Genomic DNA, 14,926 nt, shown 5'->3' with positions numbered 1-14,926 from the left:
TAAATTCCTTCTTTCTTTTGCATTTCCTTATTCATTATAGCAAATAAGCCACAAAATAAAAAAGATTGCGACAATATTATCATAGCTACCATAAAAAAATTCTTTGTGTTAGCCGCAATATAAATTTGGCCAATACAAAGAATTAACAAAACGATAATAAGCAAAACAAAATTTTTCTAAATTGTATCTTACTGCTTCGTTTTTCCAAAGAAAAATGAAACGACAGCAACAATAATAACCGCGCCTAAAATTGCAGGGATTACAGCCATTCCAGCCACATGAGGTCCCATATCACCAAACAAAGCCTGCCCCACAGAAGCTCCTGCTAAACCAGCAATAATATTAAACAAACAACCTCTTTTTTCACCGGTAATGCCACCAGCAATCGCACCAATAATAGCACCTACGATTAATGTCCAAAGCATATTTCCCACCTCTTATTCTTTACTATTTTACTTCAATTTATGGTAACACATTTCAAAAAAATAATAAAAATATGTAATCAAAAAAAATAACCATAAAAGCATAAGCCTTCACGGTTATTGGTTCTTTTTCGTTAATTTCGTTTTCCATCCCTTTAAACCACGTTTAACAACTTGGAAAAAGGTTAATGAACGCACAAGATGATCAGCTGGAACATAATTGCCTATCGCCCGCAACACTTTTTTTGGTTGCTTTGAGGAAAACGAATAAATCCCATTTTTCTTTGTTTGAATAGCATAGCGGGGAATCCACTTACCTTTTAAATAAACAGAAGCTACGACAAAATCCACTTCTTCCCAAGGGATCTGAATAAATTTATTAATATCGCGATCATTATAAAATTCAAAGGCCTTATCCCCGACCATAATTTTACCATATTCACCGATGCCTAAATAAGACGTTGCATCAATGGTTAAATCGACCTTCGTATTTAAAGACTGAACCATTACTGACACTCCATTCATGGATATTTATTAAGTATTATAGCTAACATTTGTCCTCAATGTAAAATAAAAGCTCAGGGAAAAGTCCCTGAGCACTTGTAAAAAATCCAATTACATGATGTGTAATACGTGTAAACCAACACCGACAATAAACAAGCCAATGATGATAACGATTGGAGAAACTTTTTTCTTCAATAACCACATGCAAAGTAATGTTAGTAATAAACCAGCAAGGCCTGGAATCAATTGATCCAAGTTATCTTGTAATGTTGTAACTTTTGTTGGTGTTTGAGAAAGACCAGCACCTACTTGACTGAAGGCTTCTTTGATACCTTCCCAACCATCAGGTAATTTATCCCAGTGGATGTATGCTTTGTCGTCTAATTGAACTTCTGAGACAACCGGTGTAAATTTAACACTTACCCAACGTTGTACCAATGAACCTAAAACGAACATCCCTAAGATAGAAGCACCTTTAGTAACTTTTTGTAATAAACCGCCAGATAGGTCATCTGTAATTTTAGAACCTGCTTGGTAACCAAATTCTTGTGTGTACCATAAGAATGCAATACGGATAATATTCCAAGCAAAGAAGAATAATAATGGACCCATGATACTGCCACTCATTGCAAGTGAAGCACCTAGCGCACCTAACATCGGACGTACAGTAAACCAGAATACTGGGTCACCAACACCGGCTAAAGGTCCCATCATACCAACTTTAACCCCTTGAATTGCTACATCATCAACAGGTGCACCATTGGCACGTTCTTCTTCAAGGGCTAATGTAACCCCTAATACTGGAGCTGCTAAATATGGGTGTGTATTAAAGAATTCCAAGTGGCGTTTTAAAGCTGCCGCACGATCTTCTTTAGTAGTATATAATTTTTTGATTGCTGGGATCATTGCATAAGCCCAACCACCGTTTTGCATACGTTCATAGTTCCATGAACCTTGAAGGAACATTGAGCGGAACATGACACTTCTACGGTCTGCTTTTGTTAATTGAATTTTTTCAGCCATTGTTTGTTCTCCTCCTTCAAGATTAATAGTCATTCAAAATATCGCCTAATGGGTCACCAGTATTGCTGCCGCCGTTACCTGAACCACCTGTTTCTTCTAAGTGTAGGTAAATTAAAGCGATAGAAATAGCTAATGCACCTAATGCGATTAATGTTAATTCTGAAATTGCAGCCACAACAAAACCAATGGCAAAGAATGGCCAAACTTCGCGTGTTGCCATCATGTTAATAACCATTGCATAACCTACGGCTACAACCATACCACCACCGATAGCCATACCATCTGTTAACCAAGCTGGCATAGATTCTAAGAAATTACGAACAGTGTCAGCAGGAATCAATAGTAAAGCTGCGGCAGGAATTGCAATACGTAAACCTTGCATGCAAATTGCAATCCATTGCCAGATTTCAATTTTACGATAGTTGCCTTCTTCAGCGGCACTATCCATAATGTGGATAATTGGCACAGCTAAAGTACGTGCAATCATCGTTAAGAATAAACCAGCAACAGCTAATGGGATAGCAACGGCAACAGCAGATGAAACCCCTGCTCTACCTTGCCCACCTAAAACTAAAATAATTGCAGATGCGACAGCTGCTAATGCAGCATCGGGTGCAACTGCGGCACCAATATTTGCCCAACCTAGGGCGATCATTTGTAATGAACCACCTAAGATGATTCCGACTTCTAAGTTACCAGTTACTAAACCGATCAACGTACATGCTACTAGTGGTTGGTGGAATTGCCATTGGTCCAAAATACCTTCCATACCAGCTAAGAAAGCTACGATGACCACTAAAATCATTTGGATTATGTTTAAATCGTGCATGATTAAGCCTCCTCTTTCTTATGTCTAATTGGCATTTGCCAATTCAGTTTTTGCTTTCTTCAACAATTCGTCAAAGTTTTCTTTTGAATTGCTTGGTACTTTACGTACATCAAAAGTAATGCCTTTGTCTTTTAGTGCTTCGAAAGTTTTAACATCTTCTTCGTTCATTGACAACACTTTGTTAACAAGAACTTTACCAACTGAATGGGCCATTGAACCAACGTTAACTTCTTTAATATCAACGCCACCTTCAACAGCTTTCAATAAATCTTCAGGGTTTTCAAATAACAACAAAGCTTTTGTATTACCAAAACGTGGATCTTTGGCTACTTCAATCATTTTAGCGATTGGAATAACATTAGCTTTAACACCTGGAGGAGCAGCTTGTTCAATTAATTTTTTACGCAAATCATCTTTAGCTACTGCATCAGAAACTACGATAATACGATTAGGACCAACTGCTTTAGTCCAAGCAGTCGCAACTTGACCATGTAATAAACGAGAGTCAATACGTGCTAGAACAAATTTGATATGACCATCACCTAAAACTGTTCCTGGAGGGATAGCCCCTGTCGGTTGTGCAGCTCCAGCTGCAACTGGTGCAGTTGTTTTTGGTTCCAATTCTTCTGGTTTAATCCGCACACCTTCTTTTGCTGTTTCAATGATATGAGCTGCAATTTCTTGTGCAGAGTTCATTGAAAAACGTGATGCATACGCTTCAATAACCATCGGCAAGTTCATGCCAGCGACAATTGCCCATTTGTCTTTGTGCGCTTCAAACAAGTTATTCGCTTGGTTGAATGGTGTACCGCCCCAAAGATCGACCAAGAATAATACTTCATCTTGATCATCAAAAGACTTGATCGCTTCTTCCATTTTGGCTCTTACATCATCAGGTCCTTCACTAGGCATTAACGTTACTGCTTTAACGTTTTCTTGTTCTCCGAAAATCATTGCACCGGATTGCAAGATGCCTTCTGCGAATTCTCCATGACTAGCCAGGATAATTCCTACCATCTGTATACCTCCTATTAACATTTTTGTTTTAATAATCGTCTAAAGTATGAATAAATAATTTCTATAAAGGGCGACGATTAAAACCAACTAGACAAAATTTTCCTTTTCCAACAATTCCATTAAGTAGACTTTGCGATCGGCCGGAACTTTACGAAGCTCTAATTCAATGCCTTGTTTTGCCAAGTATTCAAAAGCTTCAACATCTTCTTGATCTAAAGAAACAAAGTTTGTCAACATTTTCTTGCCTACAGTAAAACGCATGCCCCCGATGTTAATCGAAGTCAATTTAACGCCACCTTGTACCAAACGTGCGACTGCATGTGGATCGGTGAACAACAACATGACTTTTTGCCCGGCCAATAAATCTTCATGATAAAGCGTAATCATTTTTTCTACGCTAATGACATTTGATTTAATTCCAGGCGGAGATGCTTCTTGCAACAAAAAACGACGTAATTGATCCTGGGCCACTTCATCTGAGACGACTAAAATGCGTTCAATCCCGGTCTGTTTTGACCAAGCTGTTGCGACTTGTCCGTGAATCAGACGATCATCAATGCGCGCTAAGCGAATATCAATGCTCATAAGTAACCCTCCTACTTAACAAAACTGAGCAGCAAAAATTTTAAACTCTGCTCACTTCAGAGTATTTCACCTCCTGTGTCATTTATATATAAGCAAGATGTGTGCCAACTCTAAAAACGATACACAATTTTGCAAATCCTTAATTATAAAGAATTATTTATGAATTTTTCGACACACAAAAAGCGATACACTGTATTATTGTGTATCGCTTTTTGTGTGTCATTTAGATTTCTTCTGAAGATACAATTTTCTTGTCAGCTTCTGCCACTCGTGTTTTAATCACTTCTAAAACATAATATTCCTCAGCCGAGGGGATATTCAAGCGCAACATACGTCCAAAGGATTGAATATGATTGTGCACTTGATCGTAAAGAGGTTCAGTTATTAATTGATTAGCCTCAGCTGTAGTGACAGCTAGTGGCTGCTTTAATAAAACACGCTCTAATATCCCCGCAGTATGTAAAGCCAAGTTAATTTCTAAACCAAATTCATGATCGCTTAAACCGACATCTTCAACTAAATTCGTGACAAAATCCCAGATTGGTTGCGCCAATTTATCACCATTAATAAAGGTAAAGTTTTCACGAATAAAATGATTAATCAAATCAACTGCTTTACTTGCTTGCATCGCTTCTTCTGGATAAGTAATCAACTGGTCATGATCTAATAATAGACGATTTAAAATTGCTTTGACATCTTGGTTAATAAAACGATCCAATGGAATAAAAGGAGCACTGATTTTAGGATCAACAATCCCTGTTGTAGCTAGCAAATCATACTCTGCTTGGATTTTTTGTAAGTGTTCTGGTAAGGTGACAACTGATTGCGTAATAACTTGGAGTTGTTTTTGTTCTCCGATTAAGGAACGTTCGATAATTTCTTTAATCCGCTGGGCAGTTCCTTCACCAGAAGCGCAGACTGCTAAAATAGCAGTTGGTTTTTTATTGGCCTCACTATTATTTTGTTCTTTTAAAGTATAGCCATTGAATTTGTGTAACGCATCATACAAGCTGTCTAAATCGGTCCCCAGTACTGACGCTTTACGGACAGTTTCTAAAACAACAGCCGTCGTCACCATATCAATAGTCCGCACCTCAACACCAGTATTTTGAGTAATCTCATTGCCAAAAGTCGCCAATGAGCCCATATCCACAAGCAACATCACACCAGAACCGTCATCTACATCCATGACAGCCCGGCTTACTTTTTCTAAAGCAACTTTCGGGGGCATATCAAGGGGCATATCGACAGCTTGCACTTGATCAATATCTAATAATTGCGTTACTACTTCCACCATACTAGTTGCGGTACTGTTACCGTGAGCCGCCACCACCACACCAATTTTGCCATCTTTTTGGTTGGCCCTTAAAGAAATTAGTAGTACAGCTAGGTAATAATCTTCACTCTCAGGAATTTCTACTGCAAAACTTTCACTAATATAGTAGCGAATTTTGCGGGCAATTTGAAACTCCGCCGGAAATCCTGCCACCATCTGACGAATATTATCGTTAGTACTGCGCTCTTCACCGTGTTCCAATTTTTTCAAAAAAGAACTAATGTGCAGACTCATGGCGTAAACAAAATTTTGTTGAAAAGCATAACCTAATTTTTCCCGTACCATATCATAAATGCGATTTGTTGTATCAATTACTTTTTGATCAACAAACTCCGCTAATTTATTATCTGCATTAAAAGCAAAGCCATGATTTTTATAAAAGGATTTTAAATGGACATTGATATCTGTTGAGATAAAATGGTTAATCGTCTTTTGGTCTAATCCGTCTGCTTTTAATAGCGCAGCTTTATCACCGATAATATCATATAAATTATAAGGCAATTCATAAGTATCTTGTTGAATCAAAATCATCTGATCATTCGGTGTAATTACAATCTTGGGATCTAAAACTTTTGAGAGCTCATTTAACGCTTCTCTTTTATTAGCTAATAGTAACAATCCCGACCGTATGCCTTCTGGTAAGTCGTCAATTGTGATATTCATTTCTTCACTGTTCATGTGGTTTAAAAAGCCCCGGGCACAAACAAGTTGGACGTTTGACTTTAACTGGCCAATATTCCCGTAGCTGACGCTGCCAATTAAGGCCTTTACCACATCTTCAGATAATGAAATTTGTCGATCAATCCGACCTGCTTCTTGGGCTACCATCACTTTTACCAAATCAACTTTTTCACTAGCAGGACGCTGATCAAAAGCGGGCAATTGAATGTTAATTGGAATTCGTCTAACAAAAGTATCCAGTAAAGAAGAACTCGGATCTTCTGTTGTGGCTCCCACAATGCGAACGTCAGCTCTATGATTTTTACTACTTTCTCCTAAACGAGAAAAAGTACCATGATCCATAAAATAAAAAACCATTTCCTGACCTTCAGGAGGTAAGCGATGAATTTCATCTAAAAAAAGCATCCCCCCATCAGCTTGATCAATAATACCTGTTTTATCTTGCTCCGCCCCAGTAAACGCCCCTTTCACATAGCCAAATAAATGGCTCATCAGCAATTCTGGGTTATTAGCATAGTCGGCACAATTAAAAACAATTAATTCGTTTTCTTCATCAATAACTTGACTTGTTACCGCAAATCGAAACATCGCGTGAGCGAAATAAGTTTTACCCGATCCAGTCGGTCCGGTAATCAAACAATTTAACCCTTTAGGCGGATATAAAATTGCAGCTTTGGCCTGCTCGACTGCATTTTTCATACTACCATTCGAACCGATAATACGTGAAAAAATATCCCCGCGAAGAAATTCTTGTGAGCCATTATTTTTTTGTCTAGCGGAGGGATTTTCTTTATAACTTTTTACGTGCTCTTTTTTAGGATATGGCTTTTGCGTTGAACTATCCATTTGAAGCTCTGCCTTTTCAGAAACAGCGTAACGAACAGGTCGGCCATCAATTTTAATTAAGCGTTCTGCCCGCACCAATTTGTTCAAATCTTTACTAACATTCGTACGTTGCAACATAAGTCCTTCTGCCACATCATTTGTGGTGAGCCCGGTTTGAAACTGATCATTGCTGGCAACAAACTGATAAACACGTTCAATTCTCTTTGTCATTGCGTCTCCTCACCTTATTTGCGCTAGTGTATCATCTGTATTGTTTCATTATAACTTTTTTCGATTAAAGCGCAAACTAAAAAGCCATTGAAGAATATTTCATTACTCCAATGGCTTTTCTACTATTACCGATAAATTGTATTACACGATCTTCAAATACCCAGATGCGGCATAAACATAATAAAAGAACCGACAAAAATTAACAGCGCCGCCAACTGAAATGTTTCAGATAGCACGATATTTTGTTTTGCTGTTTTTTTCTTTAAAAGAGCTACTCCCAATAATAGCAAACCAAAAATAAAACTCCCCACTCCGATTACACTCATCTTTTCACTCCTTACAAAATTTCATGCTTTTCTCAAATAGAAATAACACTTGTTTATTCATTAAAAGCAGTGTAACAAAATCAAAGGTAATACGCCTTTTAAAGAACTATCACCCAACGAACAATTTTGTAAGTTAAAAAGACGTCTTACTTTACAGTAAATAAAAAAGTGCTAAGATTAAAAATGTAATACGACCTGTTAGTCAAGCGGTTTAAGACGCTGCGTTCTCAGCGCGGAGACACGGGTTCGAATCCCGTACAGGCTATAAAAAAAGACTTGCGCATTTTGTATTGATTCTAAATAGCGAGATTTTATCTCATTTTAGAATTCTACATGGTAATGCGCATTTTTTTATTTTTAGGAATAAATTCTTTGGGAACTACATCTGGCTTTTGTAACGTCTTTTGTAGCCATAAAACGTCATGCCATTTATTAAATTTGTAACCTAGATTAGAAAAAGTTCCAACTTCTTTATAGCCTAGTTTTTCATGAAACTTAATACTACTGATGTTATCAGCAGTCACACAAGCCAATAATTGAATAACATTTTGCTTTTGCAGTTCTGCTTCCAACGCCTGGTAAAGACGCGAACCTAAACCGCGACTTTCCATGCCCTGGGCTAAATAAATCGTAACTTCACAACTCCAATCATAAGCTGCCCGCTCTTTATACACCCCCGCATAGGCAAAGCCAATTACATCCCCTTGCTCATTTTCTGCCACCAAATAAGGATAGCGAGCTAGAGTTTGACTAATTCGCGCTTCAAAATTCTCTAATGTAGGAACCTCGTATTCAAATGTAATGGCAGTCTCTTTGACATAAGGCGCATAAATTGCAAGTATCGCTTTAGCATCTTCTTTTGTTGCCATCCGAATTGTTTCTTTCATAAGCTTCCTCCTTTGAAAAAGCGTAACATAAGGTGTTTTCTTAGACAAACTACTTATGACTTGCTTTGTTAGGTTTTATCTACTACTTTTACATTAACCGCTTTTTTCTGACCGTTTTTATTGGTCACGACATCATAAACGACTTTTTGATCATCCAATAAGATCTTATCAGCAGGACTTATAATATCGTCGCGATAAACAAACATCACTTGATGATGTTCATTTTCTAAAAAGCCATAGCCACCCTTTTCATTAAACGACTTTACTTGACCTTCCATTTTATCCTTCCTTTTTTATTGCATTTTTATATCTCTTTACTGATAAAAAAACTGCTATTTGTTTTTAATATACTACAAAAAAAGGTGTTAGTATTCATTAGAATACTAACACCTTTTATTTCATTAAGCTTCTTTCGCTACTGGGTAGACAGACACTTGTTTTTTGTCACGGCCTTTACGTTCGAAACGTACTACGCCGTCAACTTTAGCAAATAAAGTATCGTCGCCGCCTTTACCCACGTTTACACCTGGATAAATTTTAGTACCGCGTTGGCGGTAAAGGATTGAGCCACCAGTAACAGTTTGACCGTCTGCACGTTTAGCGCCTAAACGTTTAGATTCTGAGTCACGACCGTTAGAAGTAGAACCGCCACCTTTTTTATGAGCGAAGAATTGCAAATTCATTTTCATCAACATGAGATGCACCTCCTATTTTTCTGTAATGGTATTAATTTGAATAAACTCACTATTTTCGGTTTCAATTGACTGTAAACCTAACAACAAATTTTCTAAAAGAATTTGTTCAATGTTAGTTTGTTCTTGAGTTAAACCTGATACGACATCCATTTTAAGATAGCCGCCTTCAGATTCATTTGCTTCAACTTTAGGTGCAACCCCAGCTAAAGCATCAATGCCGTTAATGGTACTGATTGCTAATGCGGAAACACCAGCACAAACGATATCACTACCATATGGCCCAGCTTCGGCATGTCCTGTCAATGTGAATGTAACAATCTGGCCAGAGTCATTGCGTTTGAATGTCCCTTTGATCATTAGTGCGACCTTTCTCGCAAGTATTAAGCGTTGATTGCGTCGATAACCACTTTAGTATATGGTTGACGATGACCTTGCTTGCGGTGAGAGTGTTTTTTAGGTTTATATTTGAAAGTAACAACTTTCTTTTGTTTACCGTGTTTTTCAACAGTTCCTTCAACAGTTGCGCCTGCAACAGTTGGTGCGCCAACTTTCGTTGATTCGCCACCTACTAAGATAACTTCGTCAAAAGTGACTTTGCCACCAGCTTCAACGTCTAATTTTTCAACGTAGATTGCTTGACCAACTTCAACTTTAACTTGTTTACCACCAGTTTTGATAATTGCGTACATGCTCTAAAGCACCTCCTTATAATATACTTAGACTCGCCATCCCAAGTGACAAAATGTACTTAATACTTGTTCTGAGCGGTTGTAGCTGTGGAGTCCACAATTACAACATTTACACTTTAACAAAAAACAAGCGTGTCGTCAATTAGTTTTCTTTAAAAATTAGAAGATCACTTTTACGTACACTTTTTTAACACTAAATTAAGAGCTCATTTTTTATTATTTACCTTCTTCACGTTATACTAAAGATGGAGGGGATGAGGATGGAATATCCAGTGGAATTAGTTGAATTCGTAAACAAACGTTCGCAAAATTTTAATTTAGAAGGATTTGTCTCAGGTCAAGGACCACTTTATCCCAAACTGATGATTGTCGGTGAAGCTCCCGGACGCAAAGAAATTGAAAACTTTATTCCTTTTAGTGGCCAAGCTGGCAAAGAACTAATGGCGTGTTTCACTAGTGTTAATTTAACTAGAGATGATGTTTATATTACCAGTGCCGTTCGTAGTCGTCCTTATGCCATCAAAGAACGCATAAATAAAAAGACAGGGACAAAAGAAATTATTTACCCCAATCGGACGCCTACTAAAAAAGAAGTCTTAGCTCATGCGCCTATTTTGGATTATGAAATAAAACAGGTAAAGCCAAAATTAATCGCGCCAGTCGGCAATATCGGCCTTAAAAGACTTCTAGGAAATCAGTACAATATCTCTAATTATCACGGCCAAATAATCCAGCATCCCATTCAAATATTAAATGAAACCATGGACGATTATATCTGGTCAAAAGAAGATTATACGCTTGTTCCTTTATTTCACCCAGCCGCTATTTTTTACAATCGCAAGCTTGAACCACTGATAAAATCAGACTGGCAAGTAATTGGTAACTTACTGTAACACATGTAACTCACTAGACTTTGCTACTAATTTAAAAGCGAAAAACGCAGCTACTACTTCCACGCTGAAAATAGATCAGCAAAAAGTAGTAGTTGCGTTTTTAAACGTTTGCCTTTTCTGTTTCATCATCGGTTTTTAATAAGCCAGTATAAAAATCATACCAAAGTTCTCCTACGTGGGCTTCAGAATAATAATTTGAAGCCTCGTGGGCTAAACAAGCATATTTTTTTAATAAGTCGTCGTCAGTTTGCAAGGCTTTAACGGCACGATCCATTTCCCCAAAATCATCTGCTCCCAAATAGTAGCCAGAAATAACCGCCTCATATAAATCCAAATTACGCACCATCACAGGTGTTTGACAGCTAAAAGCTTCCAAAATGCTCATTGGAAACAATTCGTTATAAGAAGGTAATAAGAAAATATCAGCAATATTATAGTAATTAACCAATTCACTGCGATCAATTATACCGGTAAAGGTTAAATTTGCCGGTGGATTTTCATATACTTCTTTATATTCTTCATAACCATCCGTTATTTTGCCAAACGAAAATCCTCCAACCCAAATAAAGGATACTTCCGGATTTTCTTTTGCTAGCCGAATAAAGTCATCAACGCCTTTTCGTTTTTGAATTTGTCCAACTCCTAAAATGACAAACTTATCAGAGGAAATTTGATACTTTTTCCTTAACTCGTCTTTTTCATCAGGAGTCATCTGATAAAACTCTTCGTTAGAGACAAAATTTGGAATATAGTTAATTTTTTTTTCCGGTATTCCAGCTTTAATCAATTCCGGAGTAAAACTGGGATTTACAACCACTAATTTATCCATACGGCGATAAAAAGATAAAACATACCAATTAAAAATCTTTTGAATTGGTTTTGCCAAGTGGATACTACCTTCTAAAGTCTCAGGTAAAAAGTGCACATATCCTACTGTTACACCCCGACGTCGTTTAAAAAAAGTCGACAAATAAAATTCAGGATTAATCGTGTGGTAATGAGAGATATCCGATTTTTTATATTCGTTAATACGCACATCAAATGTTTTATTAAAACGCGCTTTTAACATTTTAATTAATTCATTATAAGCACTCCCCACTCCCTGGCCTTTAACAGTGTCAGCGCGAGAAAACATAGTTATTTTTAACATAATTAAATCCCTTCAAAGCTTAATTTAAAAAATAGTGAAAACCGTTTTCACCAACAGTGATTCCGCTCTATAAAATAAAGCGAGAAAAAAGGTTTCAATAAAATTAGACTATTAATAAAGCAGTCTATTTTATGATCACTACAATTATAGCATAAGCCCAAAATGAATAAAATCATCCTAAAGCCTGACTTTGGACTTGCGTTGCACCTTGCAAATGTTAAAATTTAATTAAAGATAGAAATTATTTCAATAGAAAAGAGGATTGTTATGAAAAAAATATTGCTACTAGTATTTCTGAGCTCAACATTGCTTATATCAGGCTGCCAAAAAAAAGCAGACAACACTCTCGCTTCAAGTCAACATAATTCAACCGACAGCTTACATCAGACTACCGCTACTTCAGCAACTGAAAAAGACCCTGATTTACTAATCAATCAAGCAAAATATCAGCAATTAGCTGAAAAAACTGGGGCCACTAAAGCAAAATTAATCGCTACGAAAGAATATAACGTTACGTTGACAGATGCTACTTGGGAAAATGTCACTATCACAAGTGACGAGTGCACAATTATCCAAATAAAAAACTATAAAGATAATCAAGATAAGCAATATGAAGGCTACGTTTTAATTCATTTTACAATTACAACTGGGGACACGCCGGTTAATGTCCAACCAGAAAAAGGAACTCTGCTAACAAATGCTAGCGAAAAAACAACTGGAAACTTAGCTATGGATGAGTTTGGTGGCGACCTAGCAGCTCACAAAACCGTTGCAGGCACCGCTGCATACCCACTAGAAAAGTTAGCCGATCCCGATGCGGTTACCTCAATTGAACTAAAATTTACTGCCAAAAAAATCGATGCTTCAAATTCCGATCAAAAAGCGACCCATGATTACGATTTTGTTTTAAACAAAACACGCTAAATGGCAACAGTTCTTCATAGCTACAATGAAATTTTCAATTCAAATATTTACTTTCTTGAAGCATAATTTGATATAAAAAACGCTATTTTTACAAGAATTGTTCTGTTTTTATTTTGTTTCACCTTTTCTCTACTGCTTTTTACTTTTCACATTAGCCTGTCTTTTTGTTCATCAACGTACAAGCAATATCTTCGAAAACTCATCAAGATGGTGCTAACCTATAGATACATTAATCTTAGGAGGGATTATTATGAAACAGACAAAAGAAGAAATTTTAGCCCGTCGTATTGATAATTATAAAAAATCCCGTGAAAAAATCATTAAGACTGCTTTAAGTGAAACGAAACCTGAAAGACCTAAAACCATCCATTTTAAACTTGTCCGCTCTACAATTTCATGATAGACCTACAATAAAACAAAAAAGCCTTAGGAGCAGTTTGACTCCTGAGGCTTCTTTTACGAGCTATCTATCGTTCTTTTTTCTGTCATACATTCTCACACGCAATACTAAAATTTCACTTATCAGTAAGATAAACGCTTAAACCACGGATATGCACATAGCCCATCAGCTCTTATTGGTAAAGATTTTTATTACTATTTTTTAAACATTTTCAGGTGTATAATGCAGTTGTTAATCTTTTTTCCAACCATTTTTAGCAAAAATAATTCGTGTACTTTTTTACCCATACCACTTTATTCTGTTTTCAATAATAGGACATAAGAACATAAAGATACTTCTATAACTCAAACAACATACGCTCACGTAGTAGAAGAGCTAAGACAAAAGAATAAAAAACGTGTTGAAAATCTTTTAGCTAACATTTATGAGGTATGATTTGGCACAAACTTGGCACATAAACAAATAAAAACCGCTGGGAATCAATATTCCTAGCGGTTTTTTAGCGTCACAGGAGGGATTCGAACCCCCGACCGTCCGCTTAGAAGGCGGATGCTCTATCCGGCTGAGCTACTATGACATCAGCAACAAAGTCAATTATAAAAAACTGACTACCTAATGTCAATTAGTTTTGCTAATAATTGTGTTATTTTTCTTCTAATCAGAAAAAATCTTGCAACAAAGCTACTAACTCGGGATTTGTCACAAGTTGGCTATGCTTAGCTTGCTGTGTCAAGATTACCTCTTGGTAGCTTTGACTATTGCCATAAAGGAGTCGTCCTGCTAAGACACTCGTTACCGGAACCGTACCGTCAGAATTACCGGTTGCAACATTTCCAGCAATATTTATTACGTCTATCTCTTCTGGCAAACGCAATGCTTTAGCCTTATACCGCTCAAAAATTGCGCTATTTTCCTTCACTGTAGTAAAAGTGCGCGTCATTTCATTATATTTCCAGCCTACATCATTAAAGGGAGTTCCTAAAAAAATGATTTTTTCTGGCTTAGGATCAATTGAAAGGTAGATGTATTCCAAATAATCAGTCATCACTAAGCCGCCATTGGAATGTCCTAAAAAATTATATTTTTGCACATTATAAGTTTGTTGTATATAATGAATTGCTTTTTGAAACCAGACTGCCTGTTTTGGGACCGCTGCTTCTGAACTATCAGCAAAACCGATTACAATCACAGGCTGGTGATTATCTGCGGTGAGTTTGCCACTAATCGTTAGCTGTCCGTTTGTTTGAACTGTAATTTTCAAAACATCTATTTCATTTGTCTTTTGTAGTTTTAAAAGCAATTGATCAAAGCGATCGACACTTGCACCTGTCCCTGGAACCATTACCAAAGCTTCATTTTTAAGGCTGATGGGTTGTTCTTTTTTTTCAGCTTCTACTTTTACTAACTGAAAACTATTTAATAAAAATGCCAAAAGCCCCACTACTAAAACTCCTTTTAAAAACTTCTTTATTTCCATCTGCCATCCTCACTTTTTAAAGTAAGAATAAG

Annotated in this window: 18 protein-coding genes, 2 tRNA genes and 1 other annotated feature; of the genes, 4 read left to right on the top strand and 16 right to left on the bottom strand. The window is 36.8% G+C overall.

The window, feature by feature from the left end:
• Window positions 1–188 precede the first annotated feature (188 nt).
• From RU96_RS00590 to RU96_RS12985, 8 genes are all read right to left on the bottom strand, one after another.
• The gene (locus tag RU96_RS00590; RefSeq protein ID WP_071863607.1) at window positions 189–425 is read right to left on the bottom strand and encodes a GlsB/YeaQ/YmgE family stress response membrane protein; all 237 of its coding nucleotides are present in this window, start codon (window positions 423–425) and stop codon (window positions 189–191) included.
• 114 nt (window positions 426–539) lie between these two features.
• Window positions 540–929 (bottom strand): DUF956 family protein, encoded by a 390-nt coding sequence (locus tag RU96_RS00585; protein WP_071863606.1) that lies wholly within the window; start codon window positions 927–929, stop codon window positions 540–542.
• 108 nt (window positions 930–1,037) lie between these two features.
• Complete coding sequence (locus tag RU96_RS00580) at window positions 1,038–1,949, bottom strand: PTS system mannose/fructose/sorbose family transporter subunit IID (RefSeq protein ID WP_071863777.1); 912 nt, start codon at window positions 1,947–1,949, stop codon at window positions 1,038–1,040.
• Between the two features lie 22 nt (window positions 1,950–1,971).
• Complete coding sequence (locus tag RU96_RS00575) at window positions 1,972–2,778, bottom strand: PTS mannose/fructose/sorbose transporter subunit IIC (protein WP_071863605.1); 807 nt, start codon at window positions 2,776–2,778, stop codon at window positions 1,972–1,974.
• Between the two features lie 24 nt (window positions 2,779–2,802).
• The gene (locus RU96_RS00570; RefSeq protein ID WP_071863604.1) at window positions 2,803–3,795 is read right to left on the bottom strand and encodes a mannose/fructose/sorbose PTS transporter subunit IIB; all 993 of its coding nucleotides are present in this window, start codon (window positions 3,793–3,795) and stop codon (window positions 2,803–2,805) included.
• Window positions 3,796–3,882: 87 nt separating this feature from the next.
• A complete protein-coding gene (locus tag RU96_RS00565; protein WP_180708274.1) occupies window positions 3,883–4,374 on the bottom strand; it encodes a PTS sugar transporter subunit IIB in 492 nt (163 codons plus the stop codon).
• Window positions 4,375–4,603: 229 nt separating this feature from the next.
• A complete protein-coding gene (locus RU96_RS00560) occupies window positions 4,604–7,453 on the bottom strand; it encodes a sigma-54-dependent transcriptional regulator (protein ID WP_071863602.1) in 2,850 nt (949 codons plus the stop codon).
• Window positions 7,454–7,605: 152 nt separating this feature from the next.
• Window positions 7,606–7,779, bottom strand: coding sequence for a hypothetical protein (locus tag RU96_RS12985; RefSeq protein WP_169818335.1), 174 nt, complete (start codon window positions 7,777–7,779; stop codon window positions 7,606–7,608).
• Between the two features lie 192 nt (window positions 7,780–7,971).
• Here RU96_RS12985 and RU96_RS00555 point away from each other — a divergent pair.
• A tRNA-Glu gene (locus tag RU96_RS00555) sits at window positions 7,972–8,044 on the top strand.
• 64 nt (window positions 8,045–8,108) lie between these two features.
• On the opposite strand, the gene RU96_RS00550 is transcribed toward RU96_RS00555, so the two are convergent.
• From RU96_RS00550 to rplU, 5 genes are all read right to left on the bottom strand, one after another.
• On the bottom strand, window positions 8,109–8,666 hold the full coding sequence (locus tag RU96_RS00550; protein WP_071863601.1) for a GNAT family N-acetyltransferase: 558 nt from the start codon (window positions 8,664–8,666) through the stop codon (window positions 8,109–8,111).
• Between the two features lie 68 nt (window positions 8,667–8,734).
• Window positions 8,735–8,944: a cold-shock protein gene (locus RU96_RS00545; protein WP_071863600.1), complete on the bottom strand. Its 210-nt coding sequence runs from the start codon at window positions 8,942–8,944 to the stop codon at window positions 8,735–8,737.
• Between the two features lie 123 nt (window positions 8,945–9,067).
• The gene (rpmA, locus tag RU96_RS00540; protein WP_016172551.1) at window positions 9,068–9,361 is read right to left on the bottom strand and encodes a 50S ribosomal protein L27; all 294 of its coding nucleotides are present in this window, start codon (window positions 9,359–9,361) and stop codon (window positions 9,068–9,070) included.
• A gap of 12 nt (window positions 9,362–9,373) precedes the next feature.
• Window positions 9,374–9,718 (bottom strand): ribosomal-processing cysteine protease Prp, encoded by a 345-nt coding sequence (locus RU96_RS00535; RefSeq protein WP_071863599.1) that lies wholly within the window; start codon window positions 9,716–9,718, stop codon window positions 9,374–9,376.
• Window positions 9,719–9,741: 23 nt separating this feature from the next.
• Window positions 9,742–10,050, bottom strand: coding sequence for a 50S ribosomal protein L21 (rplU, locus tag RU96_RS00530; protein WP_016172553.1), 309 nt, complete (start codon window positions 10,048–10,050; stop codon window positions 9,742–9,744).
• A gap of 19 nt (window positions 10,051–10,069) precedes the next feature.
• Window positions 10,070–10,141 (bottom strand) — a sequence feature (ribosomal protein L21 leader region).
• 169 nt (window positions 10,142–10,310) lie between these two features.
• Between rplU and RU96_RS00525 the strand changes: the two genes are divergently transcribed.
• Window positions 10,311–10,943: a uracil-DNA glycosylase gene (locus tag RU96_RS00525; RefSeq protein WP_071863598.1), complete on the top strand. Its 633-nt coding sequence runs from the start codon at window positions 10,311–10,313 to the stop codon at window positions 10,941–10,943.
• 100 nt (window positions 10,944–11,043) lie between these two features.
• On the opposite strand, the gene RU96_RS00520 is transcribed toward RU96_RS00525, so the two are convergent.
• Complete coding sequence (locus RU96_RS00520; protein ID WP_071863597.1) at window positions 11,044–12,093, bottom strand: glycosyltransferase family 4 protein; 1,050 nt, start codon at window positions 12,091–12,093, stop codon at window positions 11,044–11,046.
• 267 nt (window positions 12,094–12,360) lie between these two features.
• Between RU96_RS00520 and RU96_RS00515 the strand changes: the two genes are divergently transcribed.
• Together RU96_RS00515 and RU96_RS12980 are read left to right on the top strand one after the other, a co-directional pair.
• A complete protein-coding gene (locus tag RU96_RS00515; RefSeq protein ID WP_071863596.1) occupies window positions 12,361–13,017 on the top strand; it encodes a hypothetical protein in 657 nt (218 codons plus the stop codon).
• A 250-nt stretch (window positions 13,018–13,267) separates the two neighbouring features.
• On the top strand, window positions 13,268–13,417 hold the full coding sequence (locus RU96_RS12980) for a hypothetical protein (RefSeq protein ID WP_169818334.1): 150 nt from the start codon (window positions 13,268–13,270) through the stop codon (window positions 13,415–13,417).
• Between the two features lie 503 nt (window positions 13,418–13,920).
• Here the strand turns inward: RU96_RS12980 and RU96_RS00510 are convergent.
• A tRNA-Arg gene (locus tag RU96_RS00510) sits at window positions 13,921–13,994 on the bottom strand.
• An 81-nt stretch (window positions 13,995–14,075) separates the two neighbouring features.
• Window positions 14,076–14,894: an alpha/beta hydrolase gene (locus RU96_RS00505; protein WP_071863595.1), complete on the bottom strand. Its 819-nt coding sequence runs from the start codon at window positions 14,892–14,894 to the stop codon at window positions 14,076–14,078.
• Window positions 14,895–14,926 lie beyond the last annotated feature (32 nt).

Source organism: Enterococcus canintestini (genome assembly GCF_001885735.1).
Classification (GTDB): domain Bacteria; phylum Bacillota; class Bacilli; order Lactobacillales; family Enterococcaceae; genus Enterococcus_C; species Enterococcus_C canintestini.
Note: the sequence above shows the minus strand (reverse complement) of the source record. Positions and strands in the feature narration are given on the sequence as shown.